Source organism: Clostridium sp. CTA-19 (assembly GCF_054767855.1).
In genome coordinates, this window is the sequence record NZ_BAAABH010000045.1 from 1 (window position 1) to 20,078 (window position 20,078).

Sequence of the window (20,078 nt, forward strand, 5' to 3'; positions counted from 1 at the left end):
TACTTTGGTACGCCTGTCCTTCTTGTTACGGCTGTAAACTTTGAATATAACTTTGTTTAATTTAATATCATAAACTCAAAATTTACTCCCTTAAATTAAAAAGAAACTGGTGATCCAGTTTCAACCTAAATTGTCAATTGTCCTTTGTCAAATGTCAATTATATAATGTTCTTAATCCTTAATTTTTTTAATTGTCCTTTGTCCATTGTCCATTATTTTAACTCTTAACTATCAATTACCTATTAATGTATTGGTTTTTTATTGCATAAAAAACCGCACTTAATTTAAGTACGGTTTAACATATTTATTTAGATTTTCTAAGTCTCTTTCCACTATACAAAGCTTCATAAAGCTCTGCTGTCTTATTCCAAGTTCTTTCATCAACTATTCCAGTAACCTTTAATCCAAGCTCTCTTTGAAGTTGTTTCACAGCATTATAAGTTTCATCATTAAACTCACCTGTAACTTCAACTTCATTCACTTTGTAATTATTTTTGGCAATGACATTTATATATTGTTGCAAAACATTAACATACCCGTTTGTATCGCCAAGTTCTAAATCAACGCCTGGATAAGGGTATAATATATCTGATATATTTATATTTCTATCGCCACTTAAACTGTTATATACTTCTAATAGCTTTTCCCAAGTATTTAATCCAACTTTACCATCTTCACTTAACCCAAAAATTCTTTGAAAAGCTATTACAGCATTTTTAGTTCTTTTACCAAAGACTCCATCTACTTCAATACTAGGTATTTCTTTATAGAATTTTGATATTGATTGTAAATAGGTCTGTAGCCATTTCACATCTTCACCTGTTAAATACTCTTTTAAAACATAACCAGGGTAATCTGGTGAGTAAATAGGAGGTTCTGTTAAAGTAGCCTTTTTTAAACCAGTATAAACATCATATATTTTTCTCCAAGTTATTTCTCCTACTATTCCATCCTGTGCTAACCCAAATAATCTTTGGAATTGTATAACTGCATTTCGAGTTGCTTCTCCAAAAATTCCATCTGGTCTAATAGTTGGTATATTATACTGTTGTGAAATAGCTGCTAAATAAGTTTGCATTTCTCGAACCTTTTCTCCAGTTGAGCCATATCTTAATAAATATCCTGGATACTTACCATCAAATTCTGGATTTGGATATTCTGGATTTTCTTCTTCTAACCCTTTATAAACTTCATAAATTTTATTCCAAGTTTCCACTCCTACTAAGCCATCAGGAACTAGGTTGAACAACCTTTGAAACGCTATAACAGCTTCCTTTGTCATATTTCCAAATATTCCATCTGGTCTAATGGTTGGTATATTATATTCTTTAGAAATTGCAGCTAAATAACCTTGCATTTCTCGAACTTTCTCTCCTGTTGAACCATATTTCAGTATCTGTCCTGGATATTGTCCTTCTCCACCAGGTTCCTCAGGTTCTGGTTCCTGTTCAAGTTCTGCCAGTCTTTTAACAGCAACATAAATATTAGATATACTATACCAAGTAGCCCTACCTACAATACCATCCTGAGTTAGATTGAAAATCTTTTGAAATGTTTTAACTGCATCCTCAGTTGTTTTATCAAACTTACCATTTGTGACAGGTATTTTAGGAATAGCAGGGAAGTTATTTGATATTCTATTTAATTGTTTTTGAATCACTGCAACATTCTCATTTTCATCATTAAGTCTTAAAGGACTTCCTGGATATGATTCTGGAATTCCTTCAATTGCTGTAGCTCTAACTAAATCTTTATCATATCCAAAGTAATATCTTATAATCTCTAAAGCTTTCATTCCATTATTAGCTAATGTTACGGTTCCCCACTGTGATAATCCAGCACATGTAACAGTTGTTCCATTACAATATTGTGCGAAAAACGGTGTTTTATTGCCTATAGTTACAATATATTCACTAAAAATTTCGTCCACTATTTTACTTATATTATCAAATATATTTCTACCCTTAACAAAATATTGATCATAAGCTGTAGAATTTGTTATTTGAAATGGGTATCCTTTATTTCTATACCACTCTGTATAAATTCTATTTAATACAAAAGATATTTGACAATATATATTTGCTTTTAGTGACTCTTCTGGCCATGTTGGATATATTTCACTTGACGCAACATTTTTAACATAATCAATAAATCCTACCGTTACATTTTCAGCTGGAACACTTGGTGGTCCTAAATGAACTATAATAAATTCTGGTATATATGGCCTTTCTAAAACAAAAGGTGTTACCATTGTACCCACTTGTTTATCTCTTGGGGCATTAAATACCAATTGCTGTGGTGGCAATACAATTTTTTCTGTAGACTTGCCAAGTTTACTAAGCTCATTTTCCTCAGTTACCTCAATATTTTGTATTGAAGTAGTTTCATCAAAAACACTTACATTATCTACCTCAACGTCCCTATAACTATTAGTTGAAATATATATGTTATATCGTCCGTAGGGTGTTACCCCCTCTTCATATGGCTTTTGAGATAGACTTTTATCTGGAGTTGGTACCTCTATTAATGTACTTCTTCCACTAATATCAAAAGCATCATCACTTTCATAGATTACATTACCACTATCTGAATCGGTAATTTTAAGTTTACCTGTTGTCTTTGGCAAAGCATTTTTAAATTTAAATAATCTTACTAATATATACCCTTTTCCCAATATTTTCACCTTTTAAAATTATTCTCATATCATTTTATACAGCTTCATATCTTATTGTGAATAAATGTAAACTTATTATATGCTAAAAGCTCACCTTCTTAATTTTACTAACATTTAAATCCGATTAAATTCCAATTGTACAAAAATAATAGGAAAGAATATATAACTACTAAACTAATGACTCCAGAAATTTTATAATAAATATTAGTTTTTTCTTTTTTAATACTTACTAAAAATAAAATGCTACCAATAAGGCTTAAAATTATTGAAAGTATTAAAAGAATCAATGCTATTTTTATATACCATGTAGCATTATAGTACATATCAAAAGATATTATCCAATATGTAATTATAAATAAAGAAATTACATTTAATAAACTTATTAAAAAAATTGTTAACCTAAATTTTTTACTTATAACACCTATTGAATCTGTACTTTTTACTTCATTACACGAAATTTTCTTTTTATAAAAGCTTTTTAAAAAGAAGATTATAGTTTTCATTATTTGAATAATAAAAAAAGCTACTCCAATGATAAATATTGTTAAGTTTAATTTATAGTTATCCTTTAAAGTCACTTTTTCAAAGTTATCATAAGGCATATTATTGAAAAATACATATTGAATTTTGCCATCTTCTTCTTTAAAAGCAACTAATTCATTGTTATCTTCTCTTTTAAAAAGATTATCTGAAACTTTTATTAAAATAGTTTCTTCACTTTCTTTTAAATGACTTGTTCCATTATAAATTAAAGAATTTTTCTTCTCATCGTATCTAATTTTCACATCTTCATTTTCTTCAATAGAACCTAAAAAACTCAAAAATTTTGAAAAGTTGCCTTTAGCACTATCATGATAGGACCTATAAGTTCCTATGTATCTTTTTTCATCATTTAAATCAAGTTTTTTGTTACTATATTCTTTATCTTCGGTTTTAGGATAATATCTATTAAAAAAATCATTCTCTATATTGGTTATAGCCGGTGCCGCTTTAGTTAAATTATTTGATACAATATAAACCCCAACATTTTCTTCAGGACAAAGTAGCATATCACCAAAAAAGCCTATAGCAAGTGCCCCCTCATGGCATATAACTCTTTTTCCATTAAAGTCTTTTTCCCAGAACCCATAGGTAACGCCTAACAAACTTTTATCATTTGAAAATTGCTCTTTATGCATTAATTCTAATGTAGACTCATTTAAAATATTATTTTCTTTTTTATCACTTTTTTGAAGATGGGCTATCATAAATTTTGCCATATCCGATGCCGTTGAGTTTATTCCACCAGCAGGGTTATCATTATAGTAATAATATTCACTTTGAGCCAGCACATCATAGTTTTTTGCCATATTGTTTAAAGGTAATGCGACTTTACTATTTTTCATTTCTAAAGGGTTAAAGATATTTTTTTCTATATAATCTTCATATTTCAAACCAGATACATCTTCTATAATTTTTCCTAACAAATCTATTCCTATATTGCTATATAAACATACCTTTCCTGGTTCAGTTACAACTATTGGTGTGTGTTTTTTGAAAAACTGTGATAAAGACATCATATCCTTTTCCGTTTTTGCACCAATATATGTAGTTGTAGCTTCATCTATTCCAGAAGTATGTGTAAGTAAATTTTCTACAGTTACTTTTTTTGTAAATTTATTTTCAATCTGAACATCCTTTAAATACTTATTAGCATCTTCTTTCAAATCAATTTTTCCTTGTTCATAAAGTTGCATTATTGCAGTCTCTGTAAAAAGTTTCGATGTAGACCCTATTCTATACGCAGTAGTGTTTATATTAGCTTTAATTTTATTTTCAACATCCTCATACCCTAAGGAATTTTCATAAACTACTTTTCCATCCTTAACAACTATCATAGATAAACTTGGTAATTTATATTTTTCAAAGTTTTCTTTTGTTATATTATCTAAAAATATTTTTAAATCCTCATTGTTAAGCTCTGTAGCAAATACATTGCACGGACTTAATAAACTTATAAAAGTAAAAACAGTGACTAAAAAAAATAAGAACTTATTAACATATTTCATAAATTTTCCTCCTAAACTTTAACTCAAAATAAGTTTAGAAAAAACATCTTACAAACCGTTTAATAAATTCTTAAGAAAATCTTACAATTTTTCATTTGAAAGTAACAATAAAATTTCAAACACCGTTTTATTATCATCACTATCCACATTAATCTTTCCTTTATGTAAATCAACAATACTTTTAGCAATGGCAAGTCCCATACCTTTTCCTCCAGTGTTTACATTTCTAGATTTTTCACCTCTATAAAATCTTTCAAAAATATAGGCTTGATCTTCTGGTGATATTCTCTTTCCATAATTTATTATTTTTATGGAAACCATATTATTTATTTCACCAATTTCAACATCTATTTTTTTACCCTTTTGTCCATAAAAAATACTATTATTTATTATATTTTCAAAAAGTCTTATTATTAAATTCATGTCACCATCTATAAATATTTTTCCATCTGGTGCTTTAATGCTAAATGACATTTTTACTTTTTCAAGGTTTGGTATAAAACCAATCATTATCTGCTCTATTACATCTTTTATGCTTATAGGCTCTTTTTTTATGTTAATTCCTTTAAAATTTATGCTTGTATATTCAAGTAAATCTTCAACTAAATTTTTTAGCTCATCGCATTTTTTCAATATAATATCTATACAATTATCACAAGCTGTTTTATCTTTATACTGCAAATTTTTCATAATTTCCACATAGCCTATCACTGATGTTAGTGGTGTTCTTAAATCATGAGAAATATTGCTTATCATATCATTTTTAAGTTTTTCATTTTTCGCATCTTTTTTAATTAGAGCCTCAAGTTTTTTAGACATTATATTAATGTTATTAGATAACTTTCCAATCTCATCATCTGTAGTTACTGGAATTATTGTACTAAAATTACCCTCTGAAATTATAGAAATCTTTTTATTTATATCATCTATCTGTTTTATAAACTTCTTTGTGAATATATAAAAAAACATTGTAGTAACTAAAATAAACATTAGAAAAAATATAATTAATATATATGTATTTAACATAAGATTTTCATTGGCCCAATTTCCCCAATTAGTATAAGTAACATTGTATTTTATATTTAAAAATTTTAATACTAAAAAAAGAACTAAAAAAAATGATAATAAAATACTTAATAAAAATGACTTTAATATTTTAAACTGAATTCCTTTAAATAAATTAATCTTCAATTTTATATCCTACCCCCCAAACAGTTTTTACAATTTTAGGTTCCCTAGGATTTTCTTCAATTTTTTCTCTAATTCTAGCGATATGTACCATAACTGTATTGTTACCATGAAAATATTTTTCTTTCCATACTCTTTCAAAAATTTCTTCTAAAGGGAAAACTCTGTTTGGATTTTCAGCCATAAGCAATACAATTTCATATTCTGTTTTAGTTAAACTAACTTCTCTTCCATAAACTTTAACAGTAAAATTTTCTTTACTTATTTGTAATCCATTAATTTTTATCAAATCTTTTTTTACATTTTCTTTTTCATTATTATTTAGATAAATATATCTTCTAAGTTGTGCTTTAACCCTTGCCACTAGTTCTATCGTACTAAAAGGTTTTATCATATAATCATCTGCACCGGAACTGAGACCTATAACTTTATCTATCTCTGAAGATTTTGCACTTACTATTATAATTGGAATATTTTTTTTCATTCTTACCCTTCTACAAACTTCAATTCCATCAATTCCAGGCATCATTATATCAACAATTAACAAATCTATAGAATTACCCTCAATAATTTTAATTGCTTCTTCTCCATTATTGGCTTTTAAAATATCATATCCTTCATTCTTTAAATAAAAGCTAACTAAATCTAATATTTCTTTATCATCATCTACTATAAGAATTTTTTCACTACTCATAAATTACCCCTATTCTCTTTATAAATTTTTCATATTTATCAAATAAGAAAACTTAAATTAATATTTTATCAATAACTAACAGATTTTTTTAGTTAAAAGTTAAGAGTGAATAGTTAACAGTTGAGGTTATTACTATTCGTCTTGCTCCTAGTGATTCTTAACTAACTATAGTTGTGCTTATTTTTTCTTAACTGATAACAAAAATTTGATGTATAAATTTAAATTTGAGCTTGTTTCTCTATATAATTATAACATTTACACAAATTAATATAATCTTTTAATTTAGCCATTTTTATATAGAAGGTAGACTATAGTAATTTAGCAATATTGGAACAGTTTTCTCACTTTAAAATTGTTATACTTAGAAAAAAGTTTAGGAGGAAAATTTATGATAAATTATTATGGTAACTTATGTACAGAAATGTATGAGATTTTACACGAAAAAGCTCCAGAAGATGAACTAGCTTTTTATCTTTCATATGCAACATCAAAAATGAAAATTTTTGAACCTTTATGTGGTAGTGGAAGATTTTTAATACCCTTTTATGAAAGTGGATTTAATATTAAAGGACTTGACCTATCTAAAGAAATGTTAAGTAAGCTGACTGAAAAATTACCAGAAGCTCAAGTTACTAATGTATCCCTTGAAAGTTATAATCCTAAAGAACAGTTTGATTATATTTTTATATCCTCTGGTTCCGTATCTTTATTCACTGATATGAATATATGCAAATCTATTCTACAAAAGATATATACATTACTGAAAAAAGGTGGCAAATTTGTATTTGCTGTTGATACAGTAGCCAATAAAGGCCAGAATGAAGATGAATATAAAATTATTGAAAAAGTCAAAACAAGAAATGGACTTGATTTGGTGTTAAAAACTAAAAATATTTATAACCCAACAAATAAAATTCTCTATTCTCCTAGTATTTATGAATTAAGAGATAAGGAAAAAATTATTAAAGCTGAATCAATGGATTTTCAAATAAGATTATATGAATTAGGAGAATTGGAAGAGATTTTATATAAAATAGGTTTTAGTGAAATAAAAGTATATTCTTCTTTTTCTAAAAAAATAGCAAAAGATAATAACGCTGAAATGTTTTTATATGAATGCCAAGTATAACAATAAAAAGGAAGCATTAGATATGTGCTTCCTTTTTATTGTCAGTTTAAAATACTAAATACAACTATAGTTAGTTAAAAGTTATAAATAAAACTTAAAATCAATTTCTTAAAATATTTTTTAATTTTTTCTGAACAAATTTCGACTTTATTCGAGCTTGTTCTTTGTGTGTTTTGCTATAATTAAAACATTTACATAGTCCAATATAATTTCTTCATATAATCATTTTTATTAATTTGTTTAAAAAAAATTCAATTGACATATTCAACAAACATAGCTATACTTTTCATGTAAATGAATATCGCCTCGGTAGGGGAGGTTACTACAAGGATACGGGTTGCTGCCGTAAAAGGATGGAAACATTCTGAACTGGTTAGCAGGTTTTGCCGAACAAAGAAGGCTTAACTTAACGCAACTTCATCGCCTTGCAGAGCCAAAACTTGAACGAGAATGTATTGTTATATGCCTTCGTCACGTTCAAGTTGACGAAGTTTTTTTACGTTATTTTAAAAATATTGGAGGTGAAAAAGAATGGAAGTAGACGGTAGTAGTTTAGACGGTGAAGATACGCATATTTATGACAAAAATTTAATATATTATTTAGTCACATCCAGTCTTTTAAACTGATTATAATGTGACTCCATCTTATAAAAATTCACGTTTAAAATAAATGCAATTAATAGAATCATATCTATACCATCTTCACTGTTTCTTTACTAATATCAATTCACAAGTATTATAAATAAAAAAATAGTAAAACTATATATAGAAATAATAAATTAGGGTTTTTAAAAATGCACTTATTAACCTTTAGTTGTTTATTGTCTTTTTTAAGAATTCGGAGGTGTGAATTATGATAAAAAAAAGAAAAGTGAACACTCAAAGCAAAGCAAATTATTCTACAAATAAACTTTTTAATTTTAGCAAAATGGATTTAGATAAAGTTTATAAAGAGTTGAATACAGAAGTTAATGGACTATCCAAAGAAGAGGTAGAAAAAAGAGCTGAAATATATGGACTAAATGAACTTGCCCATGAAAAACCATCACCATGGTATATTCAATTACTTAAAGCCTTTATCAATCCTTTTATTTTAGTTTTAATAGCACTTGCTATAGTGTCCTTAATCACAGATGTTATATTAGTCTCTCCAGCAGAGAAAAACTTTACAACTGTAGCTGTTATAACAATAATGGTAACGCTAAGTGGTCTTTTACAATTTTTTCAAGAATTTAAATCAGGAAAAGCTGCACAGCAGTTAAAAGCATTAGTTAAAACAACTGCTGCTATATGTAGAAAAGAATCTGGGGTTAAAGAAATAAACATGGCAGACATTGTACCGGGAGATATAGTATATCTTGCCGCTGGAGACATGATTCCTGCTGATGTAAGAATAATAAGTAGTAAGGATTTATTCATTAGCCAATCTTCCTTAACTGGTGAATCAGAGCCAGTAGAAAAATATTCAACATTAAAAAATGACACTAAAGATTTAACTGTCACAGATCTTGATAATATATGTTTATTAGGTACTAATATAATAAGTGGAAGTGCTACAGCTGTGGTTATAGCTACTGGAAATAACACTTATTTAGGTTCAATGGCATTAACTTTAGTTGGCACTAAAACTCAAACTAGTTTTGAAAAAGGAGTAAACAGTGTAAGCGCACTACTTATAAAATTTATGCTTATAATGGTTCCTGTAGTATTTTTAATAAATGGAATTACAAAAGGTGACTGGTTAGAAGCACTAATTTTTGCAATATCAATTGCTGTAGGTCTTACTCCTGAGATGCTACCAATGATTGTAACAACAAACCTTGCAAAAGGTGCTGTTGTAATGGCAAAGCATAAAACTGTAGTTAAAAAACTTGATGCAATACAAAACTTCGGTGCAATGGACGTATTATGTACTGATAAAACAGGTACTTTAACTTGCGATAAAATAGTTGTTGAAAGACACTTAAATATCCACGGTGAAGAAGATTTAAGAGTTTTAAGACATGGATATCTAAACAGTTTTTATCAAACAGGCTTACGTAATTTAATGGATGTTGCAATTTTAGAACATGGAGTAACCAATGGTTTTGATAAGCTTGAAAAAGATTATATAAAAGTAGATGAAATTCCCTTTGATTTTTCTAGAAGAAGAATGTCTGTAGTATTAAAAAATCATGAAGGAAAAAGACAACTTATAACAAAGGGTGCTGTTGAGGAAATGCTTGAAAGTTGCTCTTATGCAGAATACAAAGGAAATGTTGTAGAACTTACTGATAAAATTAAAACCAAAGTTCTTAACATGGTAGAAAAACTAAATAATGACGGTATGAGAGTTATTGCAGTTGCACAAAAAAATAATATTCCAGATGAGAATAATTTCAGTGTAAAAGACGAAAATGATATGGTTCTAATGGGATATATAGGATTCTTAGATCCACCAAAAGACTCTGCAGCCGCTGCAATAAAAGCACTACACAATAACGGTGTAGCAGTAAAAATATTAACAGGTGACAATGATTCAGTAACTAAAAAAATATGTTCAGAAGTTGGTTTAGAGGTTAGTAATGTTGTTCTTGGAACAGAACTGGATGATATGAGCGATGAAAAATTATCTTCTCTAGTAGATACTACTAACGTTTTTGCTAAGCTTTCTCCACTTCAAAAATCAAGAATAATTAAGATACTTCAAGATAAAGGTCATACTGTAGGTTATATGGGTGATGGTATTAATGATGCTGCTGCTCTTCGCCAATCAGATGTTGGTATTTCTGTTGATACTGCTGTAGATATTGCAAAAGAATCTGCGGATATAATCTTACTTGAAAAAAGCTTGATGGTTCTAGAAGAAGGTGTTATTGAAGGTAGAAAAATATTTGGTAACATCATAAAATATATAAAAATGACTGCAAGCTCAAACTTAGGTAATGTATTTAGTGTATTGGTTGCAAGTGCGTTCTTACCATTTTTACCTATGCTTCCTATACATCTTTTACTACAAAATCTATTTTACGATATCTCTCAAATATCCATTCCATGGGATACTATGGATAAAGAATATTTAAGAAAGCCTAAAAAGTGGAATGCAGATGATATTGGAAGATTTATGATATTTATAGGACCAATAAGTTCTATATTTGATATAACTACATTCCTTGTTATGTGGTTTGTATTTAAAGCTAATGCTCCAGAAATGCAATCTTTATTCCAATCAGGATGGTTCATTGAAGGATTATTATCTCAAACCCTTGTAGTTCATATGATTAGAACTAAAAAAATACCATTTGTTCAAAGTAGAGCTACAACTCCTGTTCTTTTATTAACAAGCCTTATAATGGTAGTCGGTATTTGTATACCATTCACAGCCTTCGGAGCTTCAGTAGGTTTACAAGCATTACCACTATCTTACTTCCCATGGCTTGTAGGTATTTTATTATCATATTGCATAGTAACACAATTTGTAAAAACATGGTATATTAAGAAGTTTAATAGTTGGTTATAATAAAATAAACTTAAAATTTATCTTGAAACTATATAAAAAAAGGTTTGAAAAAATATATTTTTTCAAACCTCTTTGTTTACTCCCTTATTAATCTTCTTTTCTACCTTCCCATCTTTCAAACCATAAACTACCTATTATTAATACTAAAATAAATAATATTACAGCTGGAACTACTCCTTTAAGTAATTCACTATTAAAATAATTCGCTATTACAGATGAATAAGGGTATTCCGGAAAAGTTGCACCTATCATTCCACCTAATCTAATAGACCACGCCCACGGTATATACTGCCATATTCCATCCCCTAAACCTGTTGCCATTAATCCTGCTGCTATAAGTCCTATAGAGCCAATTACTATATTAGGTCCTACTCCAAACATAAAAGCAACTATAAGATGAAAACCATATAAGAATAAGGTTCCAAGTGCTAATAACAATGCTGATTCAAAGAATTTAATATAATAAATATTTTCTACATGTAATACAAATTTCATTCCTAATAAAAATATTGCTGTAGCTAAAAGTAAATCAACTATAGTTATAAAAATAACCATAAGTAACTTACTAACATATATACTTTTTCTAGAAACTGGTTCTGCTAATAATCCAATAAAAGATGCTGCCTGTTCTTCTTGTTGAATTATAAGTGTTGTTAGTAGTGCTACAACCATTGGTAACAAGAGTCCTAGCCCTTGGCTAAAAATACTATGAATATTTAATTGCCATAACTCACTGCCTCTACTAAAAGATGAATACCAAAGCATTAAAATAGGATATATTATTGGAGAAAAGTATACCATTATTCTTATAGGTGTATGCTTTGTTCGCATCCAATCTGAAGATATTTTATTTAAAATACTCATATTATAGGACCTCCCTTTTGGCAAACCATTTTGCTGTTAAAAATGATAATACTAAAAAAGTTATTATTGATATGGCCATTCCTAACGTTATTACAGATGAATCTAAAAGTGGATCTACACCTTCTAGTAAAACTCCACTAGGATGAACTTTTACTATAGGACACATTAATCTAGCACTCCAACTCCAAGGCCATATAAACCACATTGGTTTAATTGAAATAAATACGTTTACTCCAAGTCCAACAATACTTGATAATATAGCAGCAAAGGTTCCAAATAGTTCTGCAAGAAATAAATATATAGGAATTAATGCTAATGTAGTTACCCAAACAACTAGATATGCTATTAATATTTGTGATAAATTACCTATAAATTTATTTTCATATAAATATAATGCTATTATTACGGTCATAACTAATATTGTTGTAATTAAAGTATAAAATGATATAACTATTATTTTACTAATCCACATTTTACTTATGTTAACATTTTTAGATTTTAAAGCTCTGTATTGTCCTGACTTTTTTTCTTTCATAGCAGAGAGAGAAGCTAACAGTGCCATACCTATTGGCATTATAGTTATACACCAATAATTAATAGCACTTTGAGAAAAATAATTGGAAAACACCTCTGCATTAGGGTCAAAATACCTAAGTAAAAATATTCCTAAAAGAGCTATTAATAGTGGCATTAAAACTAGCATTTTTCTTGAAAAAGTTCTTTTATATTTTAAGTTTTCTGATTGTATCATATTAAACATTTTTCATCACCCTACCCAATTTTTCTAGTTATTACATTCATAAATAATGATTCTAAATCTTCATCTTTTTTTATCTCATTCTCATACATAAGGTTTCCATCATTAATAATTCCTATATAGTCAGCAACTTGTTGAACTTCTGATAATATATGACTGGATAAAATTACTGTTATTCCTTCTTTTGCAAAGAATCTAATCATATCTCTAAGTTCTTGTATTGCTACTGGGTCTAATCCGTTAGTTGGTTCATCTAAAATTAATAATTTTGGATTATTTAAAAGGGCTATTGCTATACCTAACCTTTGTTTCATACCTAAAGAAAATTGAGATGCTCTTTTTTTACCTGTATTTTTTAAACCTACAATTTCAAGAACTTCTTCAATTCTTCTATTTGATACATTTAATAATTTTGCATGAACTTTAAGATTTTCTACTGCTGTAAGATTTCCATAAAGCGCCGGTGACTCTATTAAAACACCAATATCTTTTAAATCATTTCTAGTCCAAGGATGTCCATCAAAATGTATCTCCCCTGATGTTGGATGCAACAACCCAGTTAACATCTTTAAAGTTGTAGATTTCCCAGCACCATTAGGTCCTAATAATCCATAAATTTTTCCTGATTTAATATTTAAATTAACATCTTTAACTGCTAATTGATTTTTAAATTTCTTAGTTAATTTTTTAGTTTGTACTATATATTCACTCATTCTTTACACCTCTTATATTTATATCTGATATGTGTATATTAACAACTAATTTTAAAGACTTTATAAAGTTTTTAATTTTTTTTAAAAATATTTTAGTGTAAAGTAAAAACAGCCTACCCTCTTAAGAATAGACTGTAATTTTTATAATTTTATTTAATAGTTATCTTCACGAACTAAATATTTATTTCCATCTTGATCTTTAAAAGAGAACATACTTCCATATGGCATTTTCATTATCTCTTCTACTTGAACATTATTTTCTTTCATTTCATTATGAGTTTTTTCTATATCATTAGTACTTAAAATTATAGATGGATGAGAAATAATAGCTTCTTTATTTTGAGCTTGCATTAAGTTTTTATCGTATAAAACAAAAGTTGTAAATTCATTTTCACTTGGTCCAACTTCTACCCACTTCATATTAGATCCCATTTGTTTTTCAAACTTAACTACAAAATTTAATTTTTTAGTCCAAAACTCTACTGCCTCTTGCTGATTATTAACATATAATGTTATTTTTCCAATTTTGTTAATCATAGTATTCCTCCTCATGCTTTATAAAAACATTTTCTTCTTTTGTATTATAAAAATTTTATATTACTTATTTTAATTTACTTATCAAATGAAAAAACTTAAGATTAAAATCATATTAATAGTTGTGGTTATTATTACTCACTATATTCCTAATAATATTAAATGTACTTTTTTTATTTTATATAAATTTGCAAAGCAAATTATATTATTAGATTAAAGAAAACTGGATTCCAGTTTCATCCTAAACTTTTAACTTTTAACTATTAACTATTCACTACCTATAGTTATACTTATTTTTATCAACTAATAAAAAAAATTTGATGAATAAACTTAAATCTGAGTTTGTTTTCCTATAAATGTTTTATATAATTTATCTTATTTTCTTTTCTTCTTGGAGCCTTTTGACCTTCTATTTTTTTATATCCTACTGAAACAGCATGATACACTTTATAACCTTCTGGTATATTACATTTCTTTTTATATATTTCACCTAATTGTGGATGAGAAAATAAACCTTGTATTGTTCCAACCCAACAAGTTCCTATAGACATACTTTCTGCCACTAAAAGCATATTCTGAACTGCTGCTGAAGTATCTTCCATAGGAGTTGCAGCTTTTTCATCCCCTGAAACTAATATTACTGTAGGTGCATTATAAAATATTTGAAGGTTTTCATTTTCACCTAACTTTCTTAAATAATCATTTTCACCCTTTTGTAAAATCTTTTTAGTTTCATTACTTATATCATTTAACAGTTCTTTATTTTGAACCACAGTAAAATGCCATGACTGCTGATTAATCCCACTTGGAGCCCACATTCCACCTTCTAATATAAGTTTAAGTTGCTCGTCTTTTACTTGTTCATCTTTATATGCCCTTACACTCCTTCTACTTTTTATTACATCTAAAAAAATCTTTTCCATTTTTAATCTCCTTTTATAATACTCTTTTGTTTGTAGGTTAAATTTATCTATTATTTAGTGTTTGTATTTTTCTTTTTATTATAAGGATTTAAGATAACATTTCTATTAATTTATTATAAAAAAAGAATATACTCATAGGAGTATACTCTTATATATAAATTTAGTTAATTTCTTATTTTTCATTTAAATAGTTTATAGCACTTTCTGCTAAAACAGCAGTTCCTTTATATAACACTTCTTCATCAAGTTTCATTTTAGGATTGTGAAGTGGATAATAACCTTCTTTACCTAAATCACCAACTACTAATGCAAAATATACTCCTGGAACCTCTTGTAGGTAATAAGATGCATCTTCAGAACCCATAGCAGGCTTAGGTAATTTTACAACGGAACCTTTTTCTAATAATTCATTGCATGTATTGTCCACTAGTTTCACCATATTATTGTTATTAATAAGTGCTGGATAGCCATATACATACTTATATTCATAGCTTGTTCTCATAGACAAACTATTAGATTCTACTATTTGACCTATTCTTTCATTTATATAATCTCTTAAATTATTATCTAAAGATCTAACTGACGCCATCATTTCTACATAATTAGGTATTATATTAGTAACAGCGTGTTCTGGTTGCTCACTTTTTACATTTACTATGCTTAAAGCTACTGAATCAGTGGCACTTAATTCCCTGCTAACTATACTATAAATATTATTTATAAGTTGAGCAGATGCCATTATAGGGTCAATACAAAGCTCTGGTGTTGAAGCATGACCTCCATTACCTTTAATTTTTATAAAAACTTTATCTGATGATGCTAAAACTTGATTTTCTTTCAATGCTATTTTACCTGATTCAAAACCTTTAGCTATTGCAACGTGTTGAGCTATTAGTGCATCCACTTTAGGATTTTCTAACACACCTTCTTCAATCATAACTTTTGCTCCGCCATCAATTTCTTCACCAGGCTGGAATATAAGTTTTACTTTTCCATTTAACATATCTTCGTTTTCTTTTAAAATTTTAGCTGCTCCTAAAAGCATAGCTGTATGAGCATCATGGCCACATGCATGCATATTTCCATTAGTAGATTTAAATTCTAAATCTGTTTCTTCTTTAATAGGAAGTGCATCTATATCTGCTCTTAATGCTATAACTTTTCCTTCTTTCTTTCCTATTACAGCACTTATACCTGAGCAGTTTTTATAAGTTTTACATTCTATTCCCATTTTTTCTAATTCTTTTTTTACATATTCTTGAGTTGCTGGTGTATTTAATCCCACTTCAGGATTTTTATGAATATCTCTTCTCCAATTTATAATATCTTTTTCAATATTTTTAGCTCTATCTATCATCTTCATATTCATCGTCTCCTTTAAAGAACTAGTAATTTAACAATTTCAAGTAAAAACTCTAGCTTGGATAAAGCTTTTATAGGGAAATAATCTTAAATTTTATCATCTGATAAATTATATAGGGAAACAAGCTCCAATTTAAATTTATTCAATAACTTTAAAATATTTTCACACAAGATGCAGTGTTGAATTTTAAGTGATTCGGAGCAGGTCTCACTATTTTAGGTATCCAAGTTTTGAAATGAATAAATTTAAGAGTCAACTTGGAACCCTATATTAGAACCCTTTAAATAACTTATATATAAATTATATTTCTACTTCTGTTATATAACTAATCTTTATTTTTTATATATAGTTATAAAGTTTCCTTATATATATTTTTTTATTACTTGTTTTATTAATATATTATTTGGTATAAACTATTGATATGAAATTTTAAAAGGGAGATGGATTTTATGAAGCTTGAACAGATAAATTATATAATAGAAGTTGCAAAACTTGGCTCTATTAACAAAGCTGCAAAGTCGTTACTTATGAGCCAACCTAATTTAAGTTTATCAATAAAATCTTTAGAAGATGAACTTGGCTTTACTATTTTTAAAAGATTACCTAGAGGCATAGAATTGACTAAAGAAGGTGCTATATTTTTACAACATGCTAAATCTATCAACACCTCTATGGATTCTATAAATAAATTAGCTAAAAAAAATAACACTATTTCACCAATAAACTTTTTTATTTCTGTTCAATATAGTTCCACAGTATTTTACACCCTTGTTGATTTAATTAAAAAATATAGGGACGCTGAATTAGATTTTAAAATACAACAAACAGATTTTTTTAGTATCATAGATAATATTAATCATGGTCATTGTGATATAGGATTTATTAGTATTCCTAATACTCAAAAATTTTTAATAGATAATATACTAAAAATGAATGGCTTAGAATTTATACATTTGTCTAATACAAGGTTATGTGCATACATGGATTCTAGCCACCCATTATCTATAAAATCATCTGTATCATTAAGTGACTTACTTAAATACCCTTTGGCTCACTTAAATATATCAGACAAGTATTTTTTATATTCGTCTTTTCTAAACCAAATTAAATTTGACGATTTTAAACAAAAAATATCAGTAGATGATTATTGTTCACTATTATTTTTACTTAAAGATTTAAATGCTATTACCTTTACATTTAAATTTGATAATCTGACACCTATGCCTAACATAGAATCTTTTCAGGGAACTTTTAAAAGCATCGACTTAAATGAAGATATCACTTGTTCCTTTGGCTATATAAAGCCTATATCCTCTGAACTTTCTCCAATTGCAGAAGAATTCTTGGAAAACTTCAAAAGTATTTTATAGTGAACAATCCTCAGAGTTAAAGTTATATATTTATTAATTCTTACCTGCTTTGAAGACTGGCTAACTTTTTTAATTTATGGTAAGCAAATTTAAAGAGCTGGTCTTTATTTAATGAAGCTACATTGGTGGTGCCTGTCCAATTTATTACAGTGCTACACTTTGTTATTAACCTTTACTTGTGATTTTCTCTGAAATTTTAAATTTACTCTATTCAAATTCAAACTTAAAGCTACATATAACGTAAAAGGTAGATTGAGTGCTTGACCCTATCTACCTTTAAACTTTTCTTTTAAATTATGATAAACACTCTTCTCCGTTACTAACCATAACTAGAGTATCTCCACTTTCTATAACAGTAGAACCTTTAGGTACCACTATTTCTCCTTTGCGTTTTATCATAACTATTAGAATTTCTTCTGGAATATTTGCATCCATAATAGTTTTATCTACCCATTTATTATTTTCTGAAACACTTATCTCCTTAATTTCAGTACATTTTTCTTCCTTATAGTCATTAAATGTTTTTAGAACCGTAGTTTTATTATCTACTAAATCTAGTTTCTGTGCTACTTTTGGTATTAATGTACCTTGAATTGCTACAGAGAATAGTGCTATAAAGAATATTATATGATATATGTCATTTTCTATAGGCACTCCATAAGTTACAGCATAAATGGCGAAAACTATTGACGCGGCACCTCTTAGACCTACCCAGGAAATAAAAACTTTTTCTTTATTTGAAAATTTAAATGGTTTTAATATGATAAATGTGGCTAATGGTCTTGCAATAAATATCATAAATATTGATATTGCTGTTGCTATTCCAATAACGTATGGTAATTGGGATGGAAATGATAGAAGACCTAACATAAAGAATAGTCCTATTTGCATTATCCAAGAAATACTATCAAAAAAGTGAAATAAACTTTTTTTATGTGGTATTTTGCTATTACCTATAATTATTCCAGCCATATATACACTTAAGTATCCATTTCCTCCAATAAATTCACTTAATGAATATGAAAGTAATGCAATAGCTGTTATAAATATAGTGTAAAAACCTTCTACTTCAAAATTTGCCTTTTTTATTATAAATACAGATGCTTTTGCAAGTACAGTTCCTACTAATAATCCAAATATTATTTGTGCTAATACCATTGGAACTATGTTACCTACACCTGAATTAGACATCAATGTTAATATAACTAAAGTTAACATATATGCAATAGGGTCATTACTGCCGCTTTCTACCTCTAATAAAGATGCCAATGAACCCTTCAAATTTAGTTCTTGTGCACGGAGTATTGTAAATACCGATGCAGCATCAGTTGATGCTACTATTGCACCTATAAGCAGACCTTCTAAAAGATTCATTCCAAGTACAAAACTACAAAATAATCCTGTAAGACCTGCTGTTACTATAACGCCTAATGTTGACATTAATATTGATGGAATAGCTGTGGGCTTTGCCATCTTCCAGTTTGTTCCGAATCCACCATAAAACATTATGAAAACTAATGCAAAAGAACACACTAGTCTAGTTAGCTCATAATTATCAAAATATATTCCTACAACACCATCTGATCCAAATAGCATTCCTAGGACAATAAAAACTAAAAGCATTGGAACTCCAAACTTGTAAAAAACCTTGCTGGATGTTATGCAGATTAATAAAACTAATCCACAAGCAATCATTAATTCAATCATAATACCTCCTTAAAAAAATATTTAGTGTATATACAATAAATTATACCAAAGTATCCACTAATATTTAGCCATTTAATTAAATAGTAACAATTTATTAAGATTTATCATATAAATAATGTAAAACTTGTAAATATAAATGCCTTACAATAATCTTTTTTAATTGTTTTATAACCTTATGATGATTTATTTTATAAATTTTATGCAATTAAATTCATAAAACTTTTAGATAATAATCTTTATAAAAGACCTTCATTGAAATACATTTAATTATTGTATATAATACCCATTTATATAGTATATTTTATAATCTATAAATATATTTATTAAAACGAGGTGTGATAAATGAAATATAACTATTAGAAATTTTTATTATAAATTTACAGTATTAATTATTTTGATTTTATTTGTTTTTGTAGAAATTCATCTTAAGAAAAAAGATTGATTGATAAAATATATTAATGTTATAAGTCATAACCACCCGTAAAACGGGTGGCTTGCTCAAGCCCTATAAGGGCGTATTACTTCCAACACCTAAATGGTGTTAGCTTTCATTTCATTCAAGCCATTGTGGACTGATTACTTAACTATACCCTTAAAAGGGTTCTCTAATTCTTT

14 protein-coding genes and 1 riboswitch are annotated in these 20,078 nt (G+C 27.7%); of the genes, 3 read left to right on the plus strand and 11 right to left on the minus strand.

The window, feature by feature from the left end; genetic code table 11:
- Positions 1 to 304 precede the first annotated feature (304 nt).
- From ACYUE0_RS16425 to ACYUE0_RS16440, 4 genes are all read right to left on the minus strand, one after another.
- Positions 305 to 2,674, minus strand: coding sequence for a peptidoglycan-binding domain-containing protein (locus ACYUE0_RS16425; protein ID WP_460271632.1), 2,370 nt, complete (start codon positions 2,672 to 2,674; stop codon positions 305 to 307).
- A gap of 107 nt (positions 2,675 to 2,781) precedes the next feature.
- Entirely contained in the window at positions 2,782 to 4,722 is a 1,941-nt protein-coding gene (locus ACYUE0_RS16430; protein ID WP_460271634.1) for a serine hydrolase domain-containing protein, read from the minus strand.
- 81 nt (positions 4,723 to 4,803) lie between these two features.
- On the minus strand, positions 4,804 to 5,913 hold the full coding sequence (locus ACYUE0_RS16435) for a sensor histidine kinase (RefSeq protein ID WP_460271636.1): 1,110 nt from the start codon (positions 5,911 to 5,913) through the stop codon (positions 4,804 to 4,806).
- A complete protein-coding gene (locus ACYUE0_RS16440; RefSeq protein ID WP_061995297.1) occupies positions 5,903 to 6,604 on the minus strand; it encodes a response regulator transcription factor in 702 nt (233 codons plus the stop codon). Before ACYUE0_RS16440 ends, ACYUE0_RS16435 begins: the two co-directional genes overlap by 11 nt.
- A 388-nt stretch (positions 6,605 to 6,992) precedes the next feature.
- Between ACYUE0_RS16440 and ACYUE0_RS16445 the strand changes: the two genes are divergently transcribed.
- Entirely contained in the window at positions 6,993 to 7,733 is a 741-nt protein-coding gene (locus ACYUE0_RS16445; RefSeq protein ID WP_061995296.1) for a class I SAM-dependent methyltransferase, read from the plus strand.
- A gap of 298 nt (positions 7,734 to 8,031) precedes the next feature.
- Positions 8,032 to 8,192: riboswitch (M-box (ykoK) riboswitch) on the plus strand.
- 394 nt (positions 8,193 to 8,586) lie between these two features.
- Positions 8,587 to 11,232 (plus strand): magnesium-translocating P-type ATPase, encoded by a 2,646-nt coding sequence (gene mgtA / locus ACYUE0_RS16450; protein WP_061995295.1) that lies wholly within the window; start codon positions 8,587 to 8,589, stop codon positions 11,230 to 11,232.
- An 87-nt stretch (positions 11,233 to 11,319) separates the two neighbouring features.
- Here the strand turns inward: mgtA and ACYUE0_RS16455 are convergent, their stop codons facing one another.
- The 6 genes from ACYUE0_RS16455 to ACYUE0_RS16480 form a co-directional block, all read right to left on the minus strand.
- On the minus strand, positions 11,320 to 12,096 hold the full coding sequence (locus tag ACYUE0_RS16455) for a lantibiotic immunity ABC transporter MutG family permease subunit (RefSeq protein ID WP_460271639.1): 777 nt from the start codon (positions 12,094 to 12,096) through the stop codon (positions 11,320 to 11,322).
- 1 nt (position 12,097) lies between these two features.
- A complete protein-coding gene (locus ACYUE0_RS16460; protein WP_460271641.1) occupies positions 12,098 to 12,856 on the minus strand; it encodes a lantibiotic immunity ABC transporter MutE/EpiE family permease subunit in 759 nt (252 codons plus the stop codon).
- 11 nt (positions 12,857 to 12,867) lie between these two features.
- On the minus strand, positions 12,868 to 13,566 hold the full coding sequence (locus tag ACYUE0_RS16465) for a lantibiotic protection ABC transporter ATP-binding protein (protein WP_010298070.1): 699 nt from the start codon (positions 13,564 to 13,566) through the stop codon (positions 12,868 to 12,870).
- A gap of 153 nt (positions 13,567 to 13,719) precedes the next feature.
- Positions 13,720 to 14,103 (minus strand): VOC family protein, encoded by a 384-nt coding sequence (locus ACYUE0_RS16470; RefSeq protein ID WP_460271643.1) that lies wholly within the window; start codon positions 14,101 to 14,103, stop codon positions 13,720 to 13,722.
- Positions 14,104 to 14,450: 347 nt separating this feature from the next.
- A complete protein-coding gene (locus ACYUE0_RS16475) occupies positions 14,451 to 15,023 on the minus strand; it encodes a nitroreductase family protein (RefSeq protein ID WP_460271645.1) in 573 nt (190 codons plus the stop codon).
- A 172-nt stretch (positions 15,024 to 15,195) separates the two neighbouring features.
- Positions 15,196 to 16,386: a M20 metallopeptidase family protein gene (locus ACYUE0_RS16480; protein ID WP_460271647.1), complete on the minus strand. Its 1,191-nt coding sequence runs from the start codon at positions 16,384 to 16,386 to the stop codon at positions 15,196 to 15,198.
- A 449-nt stretch (positions 16,387 to 16,835) separates the two neighbouring features.
- On the opposite strand from ACYUE0_RS16480, the gene ACYUE0_RS16485 reads away from it, so the two are divergent.
- A complete protein-coding gene (locus tag ACYUE0_RS16485; protein ID WP_010298082.1) occupies positions 16,836 to 17,756 on the plus strand; it encodes a LysR family transcriptional regulator in 921 nt (306 codons plus the stop codon).
- Positions 17,757 to 18,050: 294 nt separating this feature from the next.
- Here the strand turns inward: ACYUE0_RS16485 and ACYUE0_RS16490 are convergent, their stop codons facing one another.
- A complete protein-coding gene (locus ACYUE0_RS16490; RefSeq protein ID WP_199869472.1) occupies positions 18,051 to 19,463 on the minus strand; it encodes a potassium/proton antiporter in 1,413 nt (470 codons plus the stop codon).
- Positions 19,464 to 20,078 lie beyond the last annotated feature (615 nt).

What these genes read in the sequence shown, in the direction of transcription:
- ACYUE0_RS16430 (WP_460271634.1), bottom strand. Translation starts at nt 4,722, where the DNA reads ATGAAATATGTTAATAAGTTCTTATTTTTTTTAGTCACTGTTTTTACT.
- ACYUE0_RS16440 (WP_061995297.1), bottom strand. Translation starts at nt 6,604, where the DNA reads ATGAGTAGTGAAAAAATTCTTATAGTAGATGATGATAAAGAAATATTA.
- ACYUE0_RS16445 (WP_061995296.1), top strand. Translation starts at nt 6,993, where the DNA reads ATGATAAATTATTATGGTAACTTATGTACAGAAATGTATGAGATTTTA.
- mgtA (WP_061995295.1), top strand. Translation starts at nt 8,587, where the DNA reads ATGATAAAAAAAAGAAAAGTGAACACTCAAAGCAAAGCAAATTATTCT.
- ACYUE0_RS16455 (WP_460271639.1), bottom strand. Translation starts at nt 12,096, where the DNA reads ATGAGTATTTTAAATAAAATATCTTCAGATTGGATGCGAACAAAGCAT.
- ACYUE0_RS16460 (WP_460271641.1), bottom strand. Translation starts at nt 12,856, where the DNA reads ATGTTTAATATGATACAATCAGAAAACTTAAAATATAAAAGAACTTTT.
- ACYUE0_RS16465 (WP_010298070.1), bottom strand. Translation starts at nt 13,566, where the DNA reads ATGAGTGAATATATAGTACAAACTAAAAAATTAACTAAGAAATTTAAA.
- ACYUE0_RS16470 (WP_460271643.1), bottom strand. Translation starts at nt 14,103, where the DNA reads ATGATTAACAAAATTGGAAAAATAACATTATATGTTAATAATCAGCAA.
- ACYUE0_RS16475 (WP_460271645.1), bottom strand. Translation starts at nt 15,023, where the DNA reads ATGGAAAAGATTTTTTTAGATGTAATAAAAAGTAGAAGGAGTGTAAGG.
- ACYUE0_RS16480 (WP_460271647.1), bottom strand. Translation starts at nt 16,386, where the DNA reads ATGAAGATGATAGATAGAGCTAAAAATATTGAAAAAGATATTATAAAT.
- ACYUE0_RS16485 (WP_010298082.1), top strand. Translation starts at nt 16,836, where the DNA reads ATGAAGCTTGAACAGATAAATTATATAATAGAAGTTGCAAAACTTGGC.
- ACYUE0_RS16490 (WP_199869472.1), bottom strand. Translation starts at nt 19,463, where the DNA reads ATGATTGAATTAATGATTGCTTGTGGATTAGTTTTATTAATCTGCATA.